Source organism: Streptococcus sp. Marseille-Q5855 (assembly GCF_946901985.1).
Lineage (GTDB): Bacteria > Bacillota > Bacilli > Lactobacillales > Streptococcaceae > Streptococcus.
This window is the reverse complement of the sequence record NZ_CAMPPR010000004.1, coordinates 216382-238412: the sequence shown is the minus strand read 5'-3', so window position 1 is coordinate 238412 and position 22031 is coordinate 216382. Positions and strand designations below refer to the sequence as shown.

Genomic DNA, 22031 nt, shown 5'->3' with positions numbered 1-22031 from the left:
AGTGTTTAAAAAAGACCGTTTTTCAATTCGTAAGATTAAGGGAGTTGTAGGTTCTGTATTTCTTGGAAGCCTTTTGATGGCTCCTTCTGTAGTGGACGCAGCCACCTATCACTATGTAGATAAAGAGGTTATTTCACAAGAAGCTAAAGATTTAATCCAGACAGGAAAGCCTGATGGAAATGAAGTTGTCTATGGTTTGGTATATCAAAAAGACCAGCTGCCACAAACAGGGACAGAAGCATCTGTTTTGACAGCTTTTGGTTTGCTGACTGTTGGGAGCTTGCTTTTAATCTACAAGAGAAAGAAAATTGCCAGCGTCTTTCTAGTTGGAGCTATGGGATTGGTAGTTCTTCCTAGTGCAGGAGCTGTAGACCCAGTTGCGACCCTAGCACCGGCTAGTCGAGAGGGTGTTGTTGAAATGGAGGGTTATCGCTATGTTGGTTATCTATCAGGTGACATCCTCAAAACGCTTGGCTTGGATACTGTTTTAGAAGAAGCCTCAGCTAAACCTGGAGAGGTGACTGTAGTCGAAGTTGAGAATCCCCAAGTAACAAGTAGTCAAGCACAACCTAGGGTAGAAACCCAAGCAGGAGTAGAGGAAGTTTCAGTAGAAGAAGCTCCTAAAATAGAAGAAGATCCAAAGGAAGAACCAAAATCGGAAGTAAAACCTACTGACGACACCCTTCCTAAAGTAGAAGAGGGGAAAGAAGATTCAGTAGAATCAGCTCCAGTTGAAGAAGTAAGTGGAGTAGTTGATTCAAAAACAGATGAACAAGCACCAGTCAAGCCAGAAAGTCAAGCACCAGTCAAGCCAGAAAGTCAACCATCAGACAAACCAGCTGAGGAATCAAACGTTGAACCACCAGTAGAACAACCAAAAGTCCCAGAACAACCCGTGCAACCTACACAACCTGAGCAACCAAGGATACCAAAAGAATCATCACAACCAGAAGATCCTAAAGAGGATAAGGTATCGGAAGAGACACCGAAACAAGAAGATGCACAGCCAGAAGTAGTAAAAACAAAAGATGAGGCTGCTAATCAACCTGTTGAAGAACCAAAAGTTGAAACGCCTGCTGTAGAAAAACAAACGGAATCAACAGAGGAACCAAAAGTTGAACAAGCAGGTGAACCAGTCGCACCAAGTGAAGGCGAAAAGGCATCAATGGCACCAGTCGAGCCAGAAAAGCAACCAGAAGCTCCTGAAGAAGAGAAAGCTGTAGAAGAAACCCCGAAACAAGAAGAGTCAACTCCAGATGCCAAGGTTGAAGAAACCGTAGAACATAAGGACGAAGCACCAAAAGTAGAACATAAAACAACTCCTGAAGAAGGTGTGTTAAATGTAATAGAGGTTAAACCTGAAGTTATAGTAACTAAAGAGTCTGTGCCTTTTAAGACAATTGAGCAAGACGATGAGAATCTCACTAAGGGAGAAACAAAAGTTATTCGAGAAGGTGTGGCAGGTGAACGCACTATTTTAACTGAAGTCACTACTATTGGTGGAAAACAGTCTAGTAAAGTATTAGAGGAAACAATAACAACCAAGCCAGTAGATGAAATAAAAGGTATTGGTACTAAAGAATCAGTTGATAAAAGTGAGTTAAAGAATCAAATTGATAAAGCTAGTTCAGTTTCTCCTACTGATTATTCTACAGCAAGTTATGGTGCATTGACTCCTGTTTTAGAAACTGCAAAAGGTGTCTATGCTTCAGAGTCTGTAAAACAGCCTGAGGTAAATAGCGAGACAGATAAACTTAAAACGGCTATCGATGCTCTAAGTGTCGATAAAACTGAGTTAAACAAAACTATCGCTGACGCAAAATCAAAAACTAAAGAGCACTACAGTGATGCATCTTGGGCAAACCTTCAAGCTGTATTAGCTGAAGCTGAAAAAGTTACAAACAACCCAGCTGCTAAGCAAAGCGAAGTTGATCATGTTTATGAAAAATTTAAAGCTGCTGTCGCTGGTTTAACCACAGATAAGACTGAACTTGAAAAACAACTTCACCTTGCAAACGAAAAAACTCAAGCTGACTATAGCTCTGAAACTTGGTCTAAATTAGAAGAAGCAAAAAATGCTGCTCAAACTGTAAAAGACAACGACAAAGCTACTCAAGTTCAAATCAAGGATTCAATTGCTAAACTTAAAGTTGCTATCGTTTCTCTTAATGTTGATAAAACGAAATTACAAGAACAATTAATAGTTGCTGAACAAAAGCAAGAAATGGACTATAGCCCTAACACTTGGAGCGAATTCAAAAATGCTGAACTTCAAGCTAAAGAAATCAACAACCAAACTACACCACTTCCTAAACAAAGTGAAATAGATGCGGCTACTAAAGCTCTTCAAGACGCTATCAACGCTCTTGCCGTCGATAAGACTGCATTGCAAAATGCTATTAACACAGCTAACAGCAAACGTAAAGAAGAGTACACTACTGAAACATTGAAAGCTTTAGAAGATGTCCTTGTAGCGGTAACTCCTGTAAATACAGATGAAGCTACTACTCAAAGCAAAGTAGATGATGCTACTAGAAGATTACAAGAAGCTATCAATAACTTAGCTTCATTAACTGCAAAACCGGTATTAACATTTGTTGGGACTGATAAGAAAGTATTAGAACGTGAAGCAGTTGCTAAGTATTCTCTAGAAAACCAAAATAAAACAAAAATTAAATCAATCACAGCTACTCTAAAAAAAGGAGAAGAAGTTATTAATACTGTAGTGCTTACAGATGACAAATTAACAACAGAAACTATAAGCGCTGCATTTAAGAACCTAGAGTACTACAAAGAATACACTCTATCTACAACTATGGTTTACGATAGAGGTAACGGTGACGTAACTGAAACATTAGCTAATCAACCAATCCAACTAGACCTTAAAAAAGTTGAAATTAAAAATATTAAAGAAACAAGCTTAATAAGCGTTGATGCTGAGGGTAATGAATCAGATAAAAGTTTATTAGAAGAAAAACCAACAGATATTACATCATACTATTTAAAAATCACAACTCACGACAGCAAAGTGACAAGACTTGCTGTTGATAAGATTGAAGAAGTAGAAGAAGGTGGTAAAACTTTATTTAAAGTTACTGCTACAGCTCCTGACTTAATTCAACGTGATTCAGCTAATAAATTAAGTAAAACTTATACTCACTACATCGCTAAGAAAAAAACACACAAAGATAATGTTTACTATGACTTCAATGAACTAGTTAATGCCATAAATGATAATCCTAATGGTACATTCAAACTTGGTGCTGATCTTAATGCTACAAATGTACCAACTCCATATAAAGAATATGTTCCTAAAGTGTTTAGAGGTCATTTAAGTAGTGTTGAAGGGGAGCAATATTCAATTCACAACATAGCGCGTCAATTATTTAGTTCTATAGAAGGCGGTTCAGTTAAGAATATTAACTTAGCTAATGTTGATATAAACATGCCTTGGATTAATGACATCTCTCCACTTGCTCGAGTAGTTAAAAACGCTACTGTTCAAGATGTTAAAGTTACAGGTAGTATTCTTGGAAAAGATGGTGTAGCTGGTGTCGTTAACAAAGTTGATAACGCTGGTATCCTAACAAATATTGCCTTTATCGGTAAAATTGAAGCTATAGGTTCAAGTAGTAATCATAACTTAGCTGGGCTAGCTGGAGAAGTTCATCGTGGTCGTATAAATCAAACCTATGTTAATGCTACAATTATAGGTAATAGAGCGCGTACCGGGGGACTTGTTGGCTTTTTAAGCCACAATCTAAACCCTGCTGATGTTACCTCATGGTCTTACATTAAAAACTCTGTTGCAAAAGGAACTATTGATGTCCCTAACGGCACTGAAAACGGGGGTCTTATTAGCAAAGATTATCCATGGGGAACACTAGATAAAAATATAAGTATGGTAGATGTGAAAAAAGGTGACATTTTCTTCGGTTCTAATGACATGGATAACGAATTTGTAAGTAACTGGATCTATCCATCTAATTCTACTGTTATCGGCGTAAGTAAAGGTGCAAAAACTCATAGAACTTCATCTAAGATCAAAGAAATCACTCTTGATGAAGCTAATGAAAAAATTAAAGCCATGGGAATTACTGCTGATAAATTTGAAATTAAACCTCTTATTGAAGAAAAGCTTAATAACATCAAACTAAAAGCTGATACTTATAAAGATACTCAAGATTACAAAGCAGACCGCGAACTTGCTTACCGTAATATCGAAAAACTTCAACCATTCTACAATAAAGAGTGGATTGTAGACCAAGGTAACAAGATTCCAGCCGGCTCAAACTTACTAACTAAAGAAGTATTATCTGTTACAGGTATGAAAGGCAACAACTTTGTTACTGATCTTTCAGATGCTGATCACATTATGATTCACTATGCAGATAAAACAAATGAAATTAAAGCTATTGCACAGAAAGAATCTCAAGTACAACAAGTTCGTGAATATAGTATCGAAGGATTAGATGATATTGTTTATACACCAAATATAGTCGAAAAAAATCGTGATAATCTAGCTACTAGCATCACTGAGAAACTATCTTCTTTTGAATTACAATCTCCTGAAGTACGCCAAATCCTAGATAAACGAGACGCGAGTAAAGATAAAAACGCCAATAGTGAAGCTCGACAAAATAACTACATTCGCGATTTATATTTAGAAGAAAGTGTTACAGAAGTTAAAAATAATATATCTGCTATTGTTAAACAACTTATCGAAAATGAAGATCACCAATTAAATACCGATGAAGATACTGAACGTGCGTTAATTAAGAAAATCGAAGGCAATAAAGCTAAACTTATGCTAGGTCTAGCATTCTTAAATCGTTACTATGGTGTTAAATTCGGTGATTTCAACATTAAACAGCTTATGATGTTTAAGCCTGATTTCTATGGTAATAATGTTAGCTTAATCGATAGACTTATCGAAATTGGTTCTAAAGAAAATAACTTACGTGGTCATCGTACTCAAGATTCATTTAGAGAGGTTCTTGCAAAAAATACTCGTTCTGGAAACCTGATTGACTTCCTTAAATATAACATGGAACTACTTACTTCAGATAGAGATATAAACGATTGGTTTATCCATTCTACAAATGGTAAAGTTTATGTTGTTGAAAAACAATCACGTGAAGAAGGTCTTAAAAACGCTAAATATAGAGCATTTGACAACCTATCTAAAGGGTACCACCAGAAGATGATTCTTCCTCTTTTAAACTTAACAAATACAGAGGCTTTCTTGATTTCAACATACAATACAATATCATTCGGGACTGCTAATAAGTACAATACTACACTTGAAAAATTCAAAAATGAGATTGACTTAGCAGCAAGCAGACAGCTTAACTATTTAGACTTCTGGTACCGCTTGGCTACCGATGAAGTTAAAGGTAAACTTGCCAAAGATATCGTAACCCCTGTCTGGGAAGGTTATCAAGTTTGGGGACATGATTGGGGTAAATGGATGGATAAATATGGTACGTTTGAAGATGGTAAAGGTATTTATGCCCCTACTCGTGAACTTTATGGTCCTGTTGGGGAGCATTATGGTTCCAACGGAGCGGTTGCTGGAGCTTATGCAACTTACTACGATAATAAATATGATACTCGTGCTAAAGTCGTCTTTGTTATGTCCGATATGATTAGTGAATACGGAGTCTCTGCCTTTACGCATGAAACTACTCACATAAATGATCGTATTGTCTACTATGGAGGACACACTCATCGTGAAGGAACATTCTTAGAGGCATTTGCTCAAGGGATGTTGCAATCTCCATCTACAACTAAAGATCAAGGTGAGTATGGTGCATTAGGATTAAATATGGCATACGAAAGACAAAATGATGGAAATAGATGGTATAACTATGATCCTAATAAATTAAAATCTCGTGATGAAATTAATCATTATATGAAAAATTACAATGAAGCACTTATGATGTTAGATTATCTGGAAGCAGAATCTGTTTTACCTAAATTAAAAGGTAATAATGATAGATGGTTCAAGAAAATGGATAAACAAATGCGTAAGGACGGACAACCTCACCAGTTTGACAAAATTCGCGATTTAAATGACACTGAGAAAGCACTTCAATTAAATAACATTAATGATTTAATTGATAATAATTTCATTACCAAACATGGTGCTCCTGGAAATAACACATACGATCCATCTGATTTTAGAACTGCTTATGTGAATATAAATATGATGACTGGTATCTATGGTGGTAATACCAGTGATGGTGCTCCTGGGGCTGCATCATTTAAACATAATGCATTTCGTATGTGGGGATACTTCGGATACGAAAATGGATTCATCGGATATGTTTCTAATAAACTTAAAAGTGAAGCAAATAAATCAGGACAAACTCTAAGCGATAAATATATTATCAAGAAGGTTTCTGGAGATAAATTTACTACTCTTGAAGAGTGGAAAATAGAATGGTTTAAACAAGTAAAAGAAAAAGCGCAAAAAGGCTTTAAATCTATTGAAATTGATGGTAATACTATTGATTCATATGATAAATTAAAAGACTTATTTGATAAGGCGGTTGAGGCTGATCTAGCAGGTGGAGGAACAGCTAAAACTGTAGAGCTTAAATCGAAAGTCTTTAAAGCTCTCCTTAAAAACACAGACGGTTTCTCTGGTGATCTATTTACTACACCACAAGCATAGGGATGAATAAAATCGTAAAAAGGTAGATTAAGTTTTTCTTGATCTGCCTTTTTATGCTATACTTAAGGTATGCATAGAAAAACAGTGATTGATTTTAGGGCTTTAGGGGAGAGATACACCTTTACCCAGCCTATCAAAGAGTTGAAAACCAGAGATTTAACAGAAGTAACAGCCTTGTTAGCACAAGTGGAAAGATACCAAGAGCAGGGCTATTATGTGGTGGGCTATGTCAGCTATGAGGCTGCACCTGCTTTTGAGGAGAAATTAGCAGTTCACAAGGCTCCCCTGATGGGAGAGTACCTGCTATATTTTACCGTTCATGATAGGGTAGAAACTTCCCCTATTCCTCTGACTTATGATGAGGTTGATTTGCCTTCTGATTGGCAGGAAGTGACGTCTGCAGAGGACTATGAAAAGGCGATTGCACAGATACATTATCATTTGCGGCAGGGAGACACCTATCAGGTCAACTACACCGTCCAACTCAAGCAAGACTTAAGTGCTAATCCTTTTGCCATCTACAATCGCATGGTGGTAGAGCAGGAGGCAGGCTATAATGCCTATGTTGAACATGATGAGATGGCAGTGATTTCCATGAGCCCAGAACTCTTTTTTGAGCAAAATGACCGTGAATTGACGACGCGACCAATGAAGGGAACGACTCAGCGTGGCATGACTGACCAAGAAGACTTGGAGCAGGCCAGTTGGTTGGAACAGGACCCCAAAAATCGCTCTGAAAATATGATGATTGTGGACCTCCTGCGCAATGATATGAATCGTATTTCTGAAGTGGGGAGTGAGCATGTGGAGCGTCTTTGCCAAGTGGAACAGTATTCAACTGTTTGGCAGATGACTTCGACCATCAAGAGTCGGTTGCGAGCAGATGTTGATTTAGTTGCTATTTTTCGTTCTCTCTTTCCTTGCGGATCCATAACGGGAGCTCCGAAAATTGCGACAATGGAGATTATCAAGAACTTGGAGCCACAACCACGAGGAGTCTACTGTGGAACGATTGGTCTCTTGCTTCCAAATGGACGACGGATTTTTAATGTTGCCATTCGGACCATTCAACTGCATCAAGGGAAAGCCATCTATGGAGTTGGCGGAGGCATTACATGGGATAGCACATGGCAATCTGAATACCGTGAAGTTCATCAAAAGGCGGCTGTTCTCTATCGTAAACAAGCTCGTTTCAAACTGATTACTACTGGAAAGATCAGCCAGAAGAACTTTCTGTTTGAAGAACAACATCTTGAAAGATTGAGCAAAGCTAGTCGATATTTTGCCTTTCCTTTTGATGCAGAAGACTTAAGACAAAAGATAGAGGAAGAGTGTCAGGCTTGTGATGCTAATCAAGATTACCGCTTGCGAATTTCTCTCAGCAAATCTGGAAAGATAGAAGTCAATCGTCAAGTATTAACACCTCTTAGTCCAAGCTTTTGTCAGGCCAAACTTTGTCTGCAGGAAGCTAATTTGCAACAAGCCTTTACCTACTTCAAAACGACTCACCGACCGCATTTGAACCTAGGGGAGCAAGAGATCATTTACCATAATGCAAGAGGAGAACTGCTTGAAACCTCTATGGGAAATTTGGTTTTGAAAATCGCTGGTAAAATCTACACACCTCCTATCCGACTTGGAATCTTGCCAGGAATTTACCGTCAGCACTTGCTGGAAAGAGGACAGGTAGAAGAGAAAGTCTTGACCTTAAAAGACTTAGCCCAAGCAGAAGCTATTTACGGCTGTAATGCAGTGAGAGGCTTGTATGAATTAAGCCTAGAGGAGAACTAGATGAAACTGATATTTTTGCATGGGTTGGGGCAGTCAGCAGAGTCTTGGAAAGAAGTTCGGAATCAATTGAAGGATAAGCCCACAGAGACTCTTGAATTGCTGAAATAAGTTTGATAAAATAATATTGAAATCGATAACATCGTTAGAGGAGAAACAAATGAATAAACGTCTATTTTTAAAAATGAGTCTGGCTACCTTGCCAGTTTTAGCCTTGTTTTCACAACCTGTGTTAGCAGAAGAAAACATCCATTTTTCGAGTTGTAAGGAAGCTTGGGCGAATGGATACGCAGATATTCATGAGGGAGAGCCCGGTTATTCTGCCAAGTTAGACCGCGATCATGATGGTGTGGCTTGCGAATTGAAAAATGCTCCTAAGGGTGCCTTTAAAGCAAAACAATCAACTGCGGCTCAAAACAATACAAGTTCAGCAACAACAAGTGGCTGGGTTAAGCAGGATGGTACTTGGTATTACTTTGATGGAAATGGCAATCCAGTGAAAAATGCATGGCAGGGAAGCTATTACCTGAAAGAAGATGGTCAAATGGCACAGAGCGAATGGATTTATGATGATTCTTATCAGGCTTGGTATTACTTGAAATCAGATGGTTCTTATGCAAAAAATGCATGGCAAGGGGCTTATTACCTTAAATCAAACGGTAAAATGGCACAAGGTGAGTGGGTTTATGACTCTTCTTATCAAGCTTGGTATTATTTGAAATCTGATGGTTCTTATGCTCGCAATGCATGGCAAGGCAATTACTATTTGAAATCAGATGGTAAAATGGCTAAAAATGAGCGAGTTGATGGAGGCCGCTACTACGTAGATGCTTCAGGTCTATGGAAACCATAAGTAAGGATAAAATCTAGAAAGTTAATGCAAACCTTTGCATAAATGAGTGAATTTTGTTATACTATATCTGTAAGCATTTTCAATTAATTCATAATAAAAAAGGAGAATATGATGAGTCAAAAGATTATTGGGATTGACCTTGGTGGAACTTCTATCAAATTTGCAATCTTAACAACAGCAGGAGAAATCCAAGAAAAATGGTCTATCAAGACTAATATTTTGGATGAGGGAAGTCATATCGTTGATGATATGATTGAATCTATTCAGCATCGTTTGAACTTGCTTGGATTGGCAGCAGCGGACTTCCAAGGAATTGGGATGGGATCACCAGGTGTGGTTGACCGCGAAAAAGGAACTGTTATTGGTGCCTACAACTTGAACTGGAAAACCCTTCAACCAATTAAAGAAAAAATTGAAAAAGCCTTGGGTATTCCATTCTTCATTGATAATGATGCCAACGTGGCAGCTCTTGGTGAGCGCTGGATGGGGGCTGGTGATAACCAACCAGATGTTGTCTTTATGACACTTGGTACTGGTGTTGGTGGTGGTATCGTCGCAGAAGGCAAATTGCTTCACGGTGTTGCTGGTGCAGCAGGTGAGCTTGGCCACATCACTGTTGACTTTGACCAACCAATCGCATGTACCTGCGGTAAGAAAGGCTGCCTTGAGACAGTCGCTTCAGCAACAGGGATTGTCAACTTAACTCGTCGCTATGCCGATGAATACGAAGGTGATGCAGCATTGAAACGCTTGATTGATAACGGAGAAGAAGTAACTGCTAAGACTGTCTTTGACCTCGCAAAAGAAGGAGACGACCTCGCCTTGATCGTTTACCGTAACTTCTCACGTTACTTGGGAATCGCTTGTGCCAACATCGGTTCAATCCTCAACCCATCAACAATCGTAATTGGTGGTGGTGTGTCAGCTGCGGGAGAATTCCTTCTACAAGGTGTTCAAAAAGTCTACGACGAAAATAGCTTCCCACAAGTACGCACATCAACAAAATTGGCTCTTGCAACTCTAGGAAATGACGCTGGAGTTATCGGAGCAGCATCACTTGTATTGCAATAAGATAATGAGAGAGGAAAAATGCTAACCTAGAGTTAGTAATGTTCCTCTTTTCTTTTTTATGCTATACTAGTTAGGAAATAAATGAGGTGAGAGTAAATGACAAAAGCAGATACGATTTTTAAAGAGAATATTGAACGCATTCTAAAGGAAGGTGTTTTCTCAGAGCAGGCTCGTCCTAAGTACAAGGATGGGACTGTTGCCAACTCCAAGTATGTAACGGGTGCATTTGCCGAGTATGACTTGGCTAAGGGCGAATTTCCCATCACAACCTTGCGTCCCATTGCAATTAAATCCGCCATCAAGGAAGTACTTTGGATTTACCAAGACCAGTCTAATAGCCTAGAAGTGCTTAATGATAAGTACAATGTTCACTATTGGAATGACTGGGAAGTGGGAGATACAGGAACCATTGGTGAGCGCTATGGTGCTGTTGTTAAGAAACACGACATCATCAATAAGATTCTCAAGCAGTTAGAAGCCAACCCTTGGAACCGTCGAAACATTATCTCCCTTTGGGATTACCAAGCTTTCGAAGAAACAGATGGGTTGCTCCCATGTGCCTTTCAGACTATGTTTGATGTCCGCCGTGTAGATGGAGAAATCTATCTGGATGCGACCTTGACCCAGCGCTCCAATGATATGCTAGTGGCCCACCACATCAATGCTATGCAGTATGTGGCTCTTCAAATGATGATTGCCAAGCATTTTGGCTGGAAGGTTGGTAAGTTCTTCTACTTCATCAACAACCTCCATATCTATGACAATCAATTTGAACAAGCTCAGGAATTGCTTCGTCGTGAGCCGTCAAACTGTCAACCACGTTTGGTCTTGAATGTTCCAGATGGGACCAATTTCTTTGATATCAAAGCAGAAGATTTTGAGTTGGTGGATTATGCCCCTGTCAAGCCACAGTTGAAGTTTGACCTAGCTATTTAATACTCTTAGAAAATCTCTTCAAACCACGTCAGCGTCGCTTCATCAACAACCTCAAAACCATGTTTTGAGCTGATTTCGTCAGTCTTATCTACAACCTCAAAGCAGTACTTTGAGCAATCTGCGGCTAGCTTCTTAGTTTGCTCAGTATAGAAGAATAGAAAAAGAAGTTGAGACAATAAATCCCAACTTCTTTTGTTTCTTAACGTGATACGCGGCGGCGAGCTGCTTTTTTACGGTTTTCTTCGATGAAAGCTGCTTTTTGCTCTTCTGGTTCGATTACTTTCTTTTTAAATGCGTATACTGCACCTGCAACGGCAGCGACAGTTCCTGCGACACCTGTTACAAGACCTTTAGCGAATCCTTTAGCCATGAGTCTTCCTCCTTTATCTTCTTAATCAGCCAGTCTCCTCAAGAGGTCACATTTTTCTGACTGACCTTTTTGTGTTATAATAATAGTAACGAAAAAATGGGAATTTTTCAAGGAAAAAAGATGAAAACAAAAATAATTGTGATTGTTGGGCCGACTGCTGTTGGAAAAACAGACCTTGCTATTGAAGTTGCAAAGTGTTTTAATGGCGAAGTGGTTAGTGGAGATAGCCAGCAAGTCTATCGAGGACTTGATATTGGAACGGCTAAGGCTAGTCCAGAAGAGCAGGCAGCTGTTCCTCATCATTTGATTGATGTTAGAGAGGTAACCGAGTCTTACTCGGCTTTTGATTTTGTTTCAGAAGCTAAGATGGCTATTGAGGATATTCACAGCCGTAGCAAGCTGGCCATTATCGCTGGTGGGACTGGACTTTATATCCAGAGCTTGCTAGAAGGTTACCACCTAGGTGGGGAGACTCCCCATGAGGAGATTTTGGCCTATCGGGCTAGCTTGGAGCCTTATACAGATGAGGAATTAGCTCATCTGGTGGAGCAAGCAGACCTTAAAATTCCTCAGTTTAATCGTCGTCGTGCGATGCGTGCCTTGGAAATTGCCCATTTTGGTCAGGAATTGGAAAATCAAGAGACTTTGTATGAACCATTGATTATCTGCTTGGATGATGAGCGCAGTCAATTATATGAACGTATCAATCGCCGCGTGGATTTGATGTTTGAGGCTGGGCTTTTGGATGAGGCTAAGTGGCTCTTTGACCATTACCCTGATGTGCAGGCCGCTAAAGGAATTGGCTACAAGGAACTTTTTCCTTACTTCCGTGGAGAGCAGACCTTGGAGGAAGCTAGTGAGAGTCTCAAACAGGCTACTCGTCGTTTTGCCAAGCGTCAGTTGACCTGGTTCCGTAATCGCATGCAGGTCACCTTTTATCAGATTGGAGAAGCTGGTGTGCAAGACCGCATTTTAAGCCAGATAGAGGAGTTTTTAGATGATTGATACGGAAAAAAAAGAGGAGCGAGTCCTGCTCATAGGTGTGGAATTGCAGGGCATGGACAATTTTGACCTCTCCATGGAAGAATTGGCCAGTTTAGCGAAAACGGCTGGGGCAGTCGTTGTAGATAGCTACAGACAAAAACGTGAAAAATATGATTCCAAGACCTTCGTCGGCTCTGGTAAGTTGGAAGAAATTGCGCTTATGGTGGATGCAGAAGAAATCACCACTGTCATCGTCAACAACCGTCTGACCCCACGGCAAAATGTCAATCTAGAAGAAGTTCTGGGTGTTAAGGTCATTGACCGTATGCAGTTGATTTTGGATATCTTTGCCATGCGGGCTCGAAGCCATGAAGGGAAACTCCAAGTCCACCTAGCCCAGCTCAAATATCTCTTGCCTCGCTTGGTTGGTCAGGGAATTATGCTCAGCCGTCAGGCAGGGGGAATTGGTTCCCGTGGACCTGGTGAAAGCCAGCTGGAGCTGAATCGTCGTAGCGTTCGCAATCAAATCACGGATATCGAGCGCCAGCTCAAAGTGGTTGAGAAAAATCGGGCGACTGTCAGAGAAAAACGTTTGGAGTCCAGCACCTTTAAGATTGGTTTGATTGGTTACACCAATGCTGGGAAGTCAACTATTATGAACACCTTGACCAGCAAGACTCAGTATGAAGCAGACGAGCTCTTTGCGACTCTAGATGCGACGACTAAGAGTATCCATCTGAGGGGAAATCTCCAAGTAACTTTGACAGATACCGTGGGCTTTATCCAAGATTTGCCGACAGAGTTGGTATCCAGTTTCAAGTCGACCTTGGAAGAAAGCAAGCATGTGGATCTTCTGGTTCATGTTATTGATGCCAGCAATCCTTACCACGAGGAACATGAAAAAACAGTTCTTTCCATCATGAAAGACTTGGACATGGAGGATATTCCTCGCCTGACCCTTTATAATAAAGCGGATTTGGTGGAGGATTTTATGCCGACTCAAACGCCCTATGCTCTCATTTCTGCCAAGTCTGAGGATAGTCGTGAGAATTTGCAGGCTTTGTTTTTAGAGAAAATCAAGGATATTTTTGAATCTTTTACACTGCGAGTGCCTTTTTCAAAGTCCTACAAGATTCATGATTTAGAAAGTGTTGCAATTCTGGAAGAACGTGATTATCAGGAAGACGGCGAAGTGATTACAGGCTACATTTCCGAGAAAAATAAATGGAGGTTCGAGGAATTTTATGACTGATATTAAAACTTTGGCTTTAAAGTATGGAGGTTATACAAGTCTGGATAAGGTCTATCTGGATCAACTTCTAGCTGGAAAGACAGATCAAGAGCAGTTGGCCATTATTACACCTCCGCCCAGCGTAGTCAATGCTTACTTTGCAGAACTCTATCAGAAAAAGAGTCCTGAGGCTGCGACGGATTATTTTGCAGAACTCAGTCAGGAACTGAATCTCTACAATGCAGAACCTAGTTTCACCTTAGAAAATAAGCCCTTTATTCGGCTTAATCTGTCTGGTAAATCCTTTGGTTTTTGTTATGAGAGTGAGGGGCTTGGTCGGATTTTCTCTGAAAATAAAGATGTAATCTCAGATGACTTGCTCTTTGAAATTGCGCAAATTTTTCCCCATCAGCTAGTCTTTGAGGAGTCTGGCAAGATTTATATGAAGGCTGTCGGGGACGAGGAAGTTGTGAGCGTGGAAAATCTTACAGCTTTGACTGATTTGGAAATCTTAGCAGATGGTCGCAAGCGTTTTAAAGGCTATAGCCAAGAGGATTTATTGCAAGAAGCTGTTGCTTTTTCTGGCAAGCGCTATTTCCGATCGGAAAACCGCACAGCCATGTTATATATTGATTAATTAGAAAGTATCGAATGGATATTCAATTTTTAGGAACGGGGGCTGGTCAGCCCTCTAAAGCCCGCAACGTTTCAAGTCTCGCCCTGAAACTCTTGGACGAGATTAACGAAGTTTGGCTCTTTGACTGTGGAGAAGGTACGCAGAATCGTATTCTTGAAACCACAATTCGACCACGTAAGGTCAGTAAAATCTTTATTACCCACCTGCATGGAGACCACATTTTTGGCTTGCCAGGATTCCTTTCTAGTCGTGCTTTTCAGGCCAATGAAGAGCAGACAGATTTGGAAATCTATGGACCGCAAGGTATCAAGTCATTTGTTTTAACCAGTCTTCGTGTGTCGGGTTCTCGTTTGCCCTACCGCATTCATTTTCATGAGTTTGACCAAGATTCTTTAGGAAAAATCCTTGAGACCGATAAATTTACGGTGTATGCAGAGGAGCTGGATCATACTATTTTCTGTGTTGGCTATCGTGTCATTCAAAAGGACTTGGAAGGAACGCTGGATGCTGAAAAACTCAAGGCTGCTGGTGTCCCATTTGGCCCGCTTTTTGGTAAAATCAAAAACGGTCAAGACGTAGTTCTTGAAGACGGTACTGAAATCAAGGCAGCTGACTATATCTCAGCTCCACGTCCAGGTAAGATTATCACTATTCTTGGTGACACTCGAAAAACGGATGCCAGTGTGCGTCTGGCTGTCAATGCTGATGTCCTGGTCCATGAATCGACTTATGGCAAGGGCGATGAAATAATTGCTCGTAATCATGGTCACTCTACTAACATGCAAGCCGCACAAGTAGCGCTAGAAGCAGGAGCCAAACGCCTCTTGCTCAACCACATCAGTGCTCGCTTTCTCTCAAAAGATATCAGCAAACTCAAGAAAGACGCTGCTAGTGTCTTTGAAAATGTCTATGTGGTCAAAGACTTGGAAGAAGTGGAAATCTAGCAGTCACAGAAAGGATAAGTATGCCTACTATGCTCATTACCGGAGCTAGCGGTGATCTAGCCCAAGAAATGGTCAAACTCTTGCCAAATGACCAACTCATCTTGCTTGGTAGAAATAAGGAAAAATTAGCCCAACTCTACGGAAACCATCCCCATGCAGAATTGATTGAAATCGATATTACCGATGATTCAGCCTTAGAAACTCTGCTAGTAGACCTCTATCTCCGTTATGGCAAGATTGATGTCTTGATAAACAACGCTGGTTACGGGATCTTTGAGGAATTTGACCAGATTTCTGACCAAGATATTCATCAGATGTTCGAGGTCAATACATTTGCCCTGATGAATCTATCTCGACGCCTTGCGGCTCGAATGAAGGAAAGTCGAAAAGGCCATATTATCAATATCGTCAGCATGGCAGGTTTGATTGCTACTGGCAAGTCCAGTCTCTACTCAGCGACCAAGTTTGCGGCCATTGGTTTTTCAAATGCGTTACGCCTAGAACTTATGTCCTATGGAGTCTATGTGACAACAGTCAATCCAGGACCAATCCGTACAGGATTTTTTGACCAAGCCGACCCAGATGGCACCTATCTCAAATCTGTTGACCGCTTCCTGCTAGAGCCAGATGCAGTGGCTAAAAAGATTGTCAAGATTATAGGAAAAAACAAACGGGAACTCAATCTCCCAGTTTTGTTGAACCTAGCCCATAAGTTTTATACTCTCTTTCCCAAACTAGCTGATAAGCTGGCAGGGGAAATCTTTAATTATAAGTAAAAAGAACCAATGTGTAGGTTATTGCTAGCCTACATATTGGTTCTTATCATTTCTCAACTATCAAACTGGACTTCTTCTAGTAGATAGTCGATAAAGCGTTCGCCCATCTTAGACAGGCTAGTTTTTTCATGCTGGATATAGACCAGCTCAATTGGGTCATCAATGTCCAGTGGGATAGAAACGATATTGTCTCCGTTGAGGTTGCTGTTCAAAATCCCTGTCGCAATGGTATAACCATCCAAACCAATCAAGAGATTAAAGAGGGTAGCACGGTCGCTGACTACGATGGATTTCTTGTGGTGTTCTTGAGAAAGAATTTCTTCTGAAAAGTAGAAGGAGTTGTGAGTTCCTTGGTCATAGCTGAGATAAGGGAAGTTTTCCAAATCAGACAGTTTCACCTTGTCTTTCTTTGCCAGAGGATTGGTCTTGCTGACAAAGATATGCGGTTGCGCTGTGAAGAGATGGTGAGCCAGCAGGTGGTTATCATCCAGCATTTTCGTTAAAACATCACGGTTGTAGCTGTTTAAGAAGAGGACACCGACCTCACTACGGAAGTTCTTGACGTCGTCGATAATTTCCCAAGTACGAGTTTCACGAAGGAAAAGCTCGTATTTCTCCATATCACTTTTCTTGAGTAGAGAGACAAAGGCATTGACAACAAAGGCATAGTGTTGAGACGAAACGCTAAAGAGTTCGCGGTGGGCAACAGGATTTTTATAACGTTCCTCCAAAAGCTGGGTCTGCTCGACAACCTGACGGGCATAAGAGAGGAACTCCATCCCATCACGGGTCAAGGTGATACCCTTAGGATTACGAATAAAGATTTCAATGCCCATTTCATTTTCCAAATCTCTCACAGCATTGGAAAGACTCGGCTGAGTGATAAAGAGTTGCTTGGCTGCCTCATTCATGGAGCCAGTTTCGACGATTTTGATAATATAGTGTAATTGTTGAATTCTCATGTTTTTATTGTACCACACTTGCCTTAGAATCGCCAAAGAAGATAGGAAAATCAGGGGGATTGTGTGAGTCTCTTCTTGAAAAAAACACAAAATTTTGCTAGAATGAGTCTTATGAAAACATTCTATGATGTGCAGCAATTCCTCAAACGATTTGGTATTATTGTTTACATGGGAAAACGCTTATATGATATTGAACTGATGAAGTTGGAACTCTCTCGGATTTACGATGCAGGGTTGATGGACAAATTAGACTATCTAGAAGCAGAAGCGGTTCTTCGCAGAGAGCACAAGGTAGAATTGGATTATATTGAGAAAAATGGAGAAAAGAACTAATGGTTACTTGGATTTTGTGGGCACTTATACTAGCAATGTTGGCGTGGATGGGCTTTAACTATCTTCGTATTCGCCGTGCGGCTAAAATTGTGGACAATGAGGAGTTTGAAGCCTTGATTCGTACGGGTCAATTGATTGATTTGCGCGACCCAGCAGAATTCCACAGAAAACATATTCTTGGGGCTCGCAATATTCCTTCAAGTCAGTTGAAGACTAGTCTTGCAGCCCTTCGTAAAGATAAACCTGTCCTTCTCTACGAAAACCAACGTGCGCAACGAGTTACAAATGCAGCTCTTTACTTGAAAAAACAAGGTTTTTCTGAGATTTATATCCTTTCTTATGGCTTGGATTCTTGGAAAGGGAAAGTGAAGACTAGTTAATATTCTGTAAAAAGTTGATATAGTCGGTCTAATATACTAAATTAATAATCATTTTAAGGAGTTTTTAAAAAATGCAAGAAAAGAAAAAACACTCTCTTGTTTTAGGTATCCTATCTATTGTGCTCGGTTTGCTATTTCCAATTGTAGGTCTGATTTTGGGGATCATAGGATTGGTCTTGGCTTTTTCATACCAAAAAGAATCTGGACTAGACTATAAAATAGAAAAAATTCTCAACATCGTAGGACTTGTGGTTTCTGTACTTAACTGGATTGTAGCCGTCGCAGTATTTTTTAGATAAGCAATAAACAAAAAGCTTTAAACATAAAGCTTTTTTCTTTTATCCACTTTTCTCTAAGTGATTTTTAATGATTTCCAATTCCTCTGGATTCAAAGGACGGTAATGGCCTTCTGTTAGTTCTGTGTCTAATGTAAAATCACCGAATTGAACTCGTTTGAGGGAGGTCACCTTAACACCACCCGAGAGGAACATTTTCTTGACCTGATGAAATTTCCCCTCTGAAATGGTGATGGAGGCTTGGCTGTGGGAAGGACTTGCTGATAGAATCTCTAATCTTGCAGGTTTACAGATAGTGCCATCTAAAAAGACAATTCCCTTTTGAAAGGCTTGGATATGGTCAGGCGTCAGAAGTCCATTAACCTCAACTCGATAAGTCTTATCGACATGATACTGGGGATGGAGGAGCTGAAAGCCCAAGGGACCGTTGTCAGTCAAGAGGAGGAGTCCTGTCGTATCTCGGTCCAGTCGGCCGACGGCATAGAGCTTGTCAGATTGGATGTCAGGCGGAAGGAGGTCCATGACGGTCGGAAGTTCCCTGTCTTTGTTGGCTGTAACGACACCAGCAGGCTTATGAAGCATAAGATAGGTGTGCTCATAACCTCGAATGATTTGGTCCTGAAAAAGGAGTTCTTGTAGTCCTGTATCAATATTTTGAGCTAGGGAGCGGGCTGGGCGACCATCGACTAGAATTTCCTCTTTGAGTAAGGCTTGTTTCATGGCCTTTCGGCTAACTTTTTCTTGAGCTAATAAATTATCTAAACGCATACTGTGCCTATCTTATCATAAGTCGCTTGCTTTGAAAAGGCTTGACGTGAAAAGAAAAGCGGAGTGAAAACATTTACACTTGCTTGAATTATGTTATTTACTTGAAAATATGGTATAATCGTTCAGTTAGAAAATAAATTTTGAATATTATAGAGGAAATCATGACAAAATTAAGAGAAGATATCCGTAACATTGCGATTATCGCCCACGTTGACCACGGTAAAACAACCCTCGTTGATGAATTATTGAAACAATCAGAAACGCTTGATGCACGTACTGAATTGGCTGAGCGTGCTATGGACTCAAACGATATCGAAAAAGAGCGTGGAATTACCATCCTTGCTAAAAATACAGCCGTTGCCTACAACGGAACTCGTATCAACATCATGGACACACCAGGACACGCGGACTTCGGTGGAGAAGTTGAGCGTATCATGAAAATGGTTGACGGTGTTGTCTTGGTCGTAGATGCCTACGAAGGAACAATGCCACAAACTCGTTTCGTATTGAAAAAAGCTTTGGAACAAGACCTTGTCCCAATCGTGGTTGTCAATAAAATAGATAAACCATCAGCTCGTCCAGCTGAAGTAGTGGACGAAGTCTTGGAACTATTCATCGAGCTTGGGGCTGATGACGACCAGCTTGACTTCCCAGTGGTCTATGCTTCAGCGATCAACGGAACTTCTTCATTGTCAGATGATCCAGCTGACCAAGAAGCGACTATGGCGCCAATCTTTGACACAATTATCGACCACATCCCAGCTCCAGTAGATAACTCAGATGAGCCTTTGCAGTTCCAAGTGTCACTTTTGGACTACAACGACTTTGTTGGGCGTATCGGTATCGGTCGTGTCTTCCGTGGTACTGTTAAGGTTGGGGACCAAGTTACCCTTTCTAAACTTGACGGCACAACTAAAAACTTCCGTGTTACAAAACTTTTCGGTTTCTTTGGTTTGGAACGTCGTGAAATCCAAGAAGCAAAAGCAGGTGACTTGATTGCCGTTTCAGGTATGGAAGATATCTTTGTCGGTGAAACCATTACTCCGACAGATGCAGTCGAAGCTCTTCCAATCCTACACATCGATGAGCCAACTCTTCAAATGACTTTCTTGGTCAACAACTCACCATTTGCTGGTAAAGAAGGTAAATGGGTGACTTCTCGTAAGGTGGAAGAACGCTTGCAGGCAGAATTGCAAACAGACGTTTCCCTTCGTGTTGACCCAACTGATTCACCAGATAAATGGACTGTTTCAGGACGTGGAGAATTGCACTTGTCAATCCTTATCGAAACAATGCGTCGTGAGGGATATGAACTTCAAGTATCTCGTCCAGAAGTTATCGTAAAAGAAATCGATGGTGTTAAATGCGAACCATTTGAACGTGTTCAAATCGACACTCCAGAAGAATACCAAGGGTCTGTTATCCAAAGCCTTTCTGAACGTAAGGGTGAAATGTTGGATATGATTTCAACTGGTAATGGTCAAACTCGTTTGGTCTTCCTTGTTCCAGCGCGTGGTTTGATTGGATACTCAACTGAGTTCTTGTCAATGACTCGTGGTTACGGTATCATGAACCATACCTTTGACCAATACTTGCCATTGATTCCAGGTGAAATTGGTGGTCGTCACCGTGGTGCCCTTGTTTCTATCGATGCTGGTAAGGCTACAACATACTCCATCATGTCTATCGAAGAACGTGGTACGATCTTTGTCAACCCAGGTACTGAGGTTTACGAAGGAATGATCATCGGTGAAAACTCTCGTGAAAATGACTTGACAGTTAACATCACTAAGGCAAAACAAATGACTAACGTTCGTTCAGCTACTAAGGACCAAACAGCTGTTATCAAGACACCTCGTATCTTGACACTTGAAGAGTCTCTTGAGTTCTTGAACGACGATGAGTACATGGAAGTAACGCCTGAGTCTATCCGTTTGCGTAAACAAATCCTTAACAAAGCAGAGCGTGAGAAAGCTAACAAGAAGAAAAAATCAGCTGAATAAGAGCTAGAAAGAGAGAAAGATGGTCTATTTAGTCCTAGGGATTTTACTGCTCCTACTCTATGTATTTGCGACACCAGAAAGCATTAAAGGGACAGTCAATATTGTCGCTATGGTATGTATTTTAGTGGCACTCTTAATTTTGTTGGCTCTATCTTTTCTGAAAATTTTTCAATTACCAACAGAAATGTTCCTAGCAATAGCCATGTTAATCCTAGCTTACTTTAGTGTGAGAGACATCACACTCATGCCAGTCAAAAAAAGTAAAAGAAGATAAAAAGAGAGTTTCGGCTCTCTTTTTTTGGTAGGAATTTTACAATAGTTTGAATTGTTTTTTACTATAACATCATCTCTTTTGCTTGGATAATATGAATGGGAAAAACTGGAATAAAATTCGTTAATGACATCTATTTTATATTTGGTTAGTACTGGTTGCATATTATTTTGAAATAAAACTACTATATAATATTATTCATATAGGTAACATAAAAATATTATTCATATAGGTGATATAGTAAAATATCTAAAAAATTCAATTTTTTCCTTGACAACAAATAATAAAAATGCTATTCTTATTATATAAGAAATCGGTTTCAAAAAAGAGAGAGGAGGATTTATTTTGTTGCATTGTTGCTCAGGGTGTGCTTTTTTTGAAAGGAAAAATAAAATGAAAACAAAAAAACATAGATTACTTGCTCTAGCTCTTATTTCAAGCTTTACATTATTGGGAGCTGCATCAGCTGCTGTACAATATCCAGATGGAGGAGTATGGACATATGGAGAAGGTTCAGGAGGTGGTTGGGCTTTTTCAAATTACTATCATGGTAAAAAATATCATTATTCTTCTCTTGTAAGTAAATGGGATAGTCATTCAGATAAAGGAGAAGCACCTGCAGGGAAAACTTCAGAGGCTTGGATTTGGACTAAATTTGGGGAACAAGTATCATTTTACTATGACTATGACTAATATTTAGTTTTCTTAGATAATTCCCCTTGTAAGAAATTACAGGGGGAATTTTGTTT

General features: G+C 40.1%; 19 protein-coding genes and 2 pseudogenes. 17 read left to right on the top strand and 4 right to left on the bottom strand.

The features are described 5' to 3' along the window. Position 1: 1 nt before the first annotated feature. The 6 genes and pseudogenes from OC529_RS06385 (at position 2) to OC529_RS06360 (ending at position 11327) form a co-directional block, all read left to right on the top strand. The gene (locus OC529_RS06385) at positions 2-6679 is read left to right on the top strand and encodes a ZmpA/ZmpB/ZmpC family metallo-endopeptidase (RefSeq protein ID WP_262081746.1); all 6678 of its coding nucleotides are present in this window, start codon (positions 2-4) and stop codon (positions 6677-6679) included. Positions 6680-6748: 69 nt separating this feature from the next. Beyond that, entirely contained in the window at positions 6749-8470 is a 1722-nt protein-coding gene (gene pabB / locus OC529_RS06380; RefSeq protein ID WP_262081745.1) for an aminodeoxychorismate synthase component I, read from the top strand. Further along, positions 8471-8569 (top strand): annotated as a pseudogene (locus OC529_RS06375) (alpha/beta hydrolase); the annotation flags it as partial. Between the two features lie 58 nt (positions 8570-8627). Next, a pseudogene (locus OC529_RS06370) lies at positions 8628-9314 on the top strand (excalibur calcium-binding domain-containing protein); the annotation flags it as partial. 117 nt (positions 9315-9431) lie between these two features. Next, a complete protein-coding gene (locus tag OC529_RS06365; protein ID WP_262081743.1) occupies positions 9432-10391 on the top strand; it encodes an ROK family glucokinase in 960 nt (319 codons plus the stop codon). Between the two features lie 96 nt (positions 10392-10487). Beyond that, positions 10488-11327 carry a thymidylate synthase gene (locus tag OC529_RS06360; protein WP_262081742.1) on the top strand — a complete coding sequence of 280 codons (840 nt, stop codon included), beginning with the start codon at positions 10488-10490 and terminating at the stop codon, positions 11325-11327. Between the two features lie 5 nt (positions 11328-11332). Here OC529_RS06360 and OC529_RS06355 read toward each other — a convergent pair whose 3' ends face one another. Then, a complete protein-coding gene (locus OC529_RS06355; protein ID WP_262081741.1) occupies positions 11333-11503 on the bottom strand; it encodes a hypothetical protein in 171 nt (56 codons plus the stop codon). 23 nt (positions 11504-11526) lie between these two features. Then, positions 11527-11697, bottom strand: coding sequence for a DUF3042 family protein (locus OC529_RS06350; RefSeq protein WP_001051780.1), 171 nt, complete (start codon positions 11695-11697; stop codon positions 11527-11529). Between the two features lie 120 nt (positions 11698-11817). Here OC529_RS06350 and miaA point away from each other — a divergent pair, with 120 nt between their 5' ends. From miaA to OC529_RS06325, 5 genes are read left to right on the top strand one after another with little or no spacing between them, the layout of a single operon-like run. Next, positions 11818-12702, top strand: coding sequence for a tRNA (adenosine(37)-N6)-dimethylallyltransferase MiaA (gene miaA / locus OC529_RS06345; RefSeq protein WP_262081740.1), 885 nt, complete (start codon positions 11818-11820; stop codon positions 12700-12702). After that, positions 12695-13933 (top strand): GTPase HflX, encoded by a 1239-nt coding sequence (hflX, locus tag OC529_RS06340; RefSeq protein ID WP_262081739.1) that lies wholly within the window; start codon positions 12695-12697, stop codon positions 13931-13933. The genes miaA and hflX overlap by 8 nt, the downstream gene beginning before the upstream one ends. Then, positions 13926-14549: a cystathionine beta-lyase gene (locus OC529_RS06335; protein ID WP_262081738.1), complete on the top strand. Its 624-nt coding sequence runs from the start codon at positions 13926-13928 to the stop codon at positions 14547-14549. The genes hflX and OC529_RS06335 overlap by 8 nt, the downstream gene beginning before the upstream one ends. Positions 14550-14563: 14 nt before the next feature. Beyond that, complete coding sequence (rnz, locus tag OC529_RS06330) at positions 14564-15493, top strand: ribonuclease Z (RefSeq protein WP_262081737.1); 930 nt, start codon at positions 14564-14566, stop codon at positions 15491-15493. A gap of 20 nt (positions 15494-15513) precedes the next feature. Beyond that, on the top strand, positions 15514-16269 hold the full coding sequence (locus OC529_RS06325; RefSeq protein ID WP_262081736.1) for an SDR family NAD(P)-dependent oxidoreductase: 756 nt from the start codon (positions 15514-15516) through the stop codon (positions 16267-16269). Between the two features lie 53 nt (positions 16270-16322). Here OC529_RS06325 and OC529_RS06320 read toward each other — a convergent pair whose 3' ends face one another. Beyond that, entirely contained in the window at positions 16323-17231 is a 909-nt protein-coding gene (locus OC529_RS06320) for a LysR family transcriptional regulator (RefSeq protein ID WP_001222592.1), read from the bottom strand. A gap of 63 nt (positions 17232-17294) precedes the next feature. Here OC529_RS06320 and OC529_RS06315 point away from each other — a divergent pair, with 63 nt between their 5' ends. The 3 genes from OC529_RS06315 to OC529_RS06305 all read left to right on the top strand — a co-directional run bounded on the left by OC529_RS06315 (position 17295) and on the right by OC529_RS06305 (position 18243). Beyond that, positions 17295-17564: a YqgQ family protein gene (locus tag OC529_RS06315; protein WP_000051787.1), complete on the top strand. Its 270-nt coding sequence runs from the start codon at positions 17295-17297 to the stop codon at positions 17562-17564. Next, positions 17564-17944, top strand: coding sequence for a rhodanese-like domain-containing protein (locus tag OC529_RS06310; protein ID WP_000259256.1), 381 nt, complete (start codon positions 17564-17566; stop codon positions 17942-17944). Before OC529_RS06315 ends, OC529_RS06310 begins: the two co-directional genes overlap by 1 nt. Positions 17945-18015: 71 nt before the next feature. Beyond that, the gene (locus OC529_RS06305; protein WP_262081735.1) at positions 18016-18243 is read left to right on the top strand and encodes a hypothetical protein; all 228 of its coding nucleotides are present in this window, start codon (positions 18016-18018) and stop codon (positions 18241-18243) included. 39 nt (positions 18244-18282) lie between these two features. Here the strand turns inward: OC529_RS06305 and OC529_RS06300 are convergent, their stop codons facing one another. Beyond that, a complete protein-coding gene (locus OC529_RS06300; protein ID WP_173217703.1) occupies positions 18283-19008 on the bottom strand; it encodes a pseudouridine synthase in 726 nt (241 codons plus the stop codon). A 161-nt stretch (positions 19009-19169) separates the two neighbouring features. Here OC529_RS06300 and typA point away from each other — a divergent pair, with 161 nt between their 5' ends. From typA to OC529_RS06285, 3 genes are all read left to right on the top strand, one after another. Beyond that, positions 19170-21011 (top strand): translational GTPase TypA, encoded by a 1842-nt coding sequence (typA, locus tag OC529_RS06295; protein ID WP_000164111.1) that lies wholly within the window; start codon positions 19170-19172, stop codon positions 21009-21011. A gap of 19 nt (positions 21012-21030) precedes the next feature. Next, complete coding sequence (locus OC529_RS06290) at positions 21031-21285, top strand: DUF3165 family protein (protein ID WP_050253188.1); 255 nt, start codon at positions 21031-21033, stop codon at positions 21283-21285. A 390-nt stretch (positions 21286-21675) separates the two neighbouring features. Beyond that, positions 21676-21975: a lactococcin 972 family bacteriocin gene (locus tag OC529_RS06285; RefSeq protein WP_262081734.1), complete on the top strand. Its 300-nt coding sequence runs from the start codon at positions 21676-21678 to the stop codon at positions 21973-21975. Positions 21976-22031: the final 56 nt, after the last annotated feature.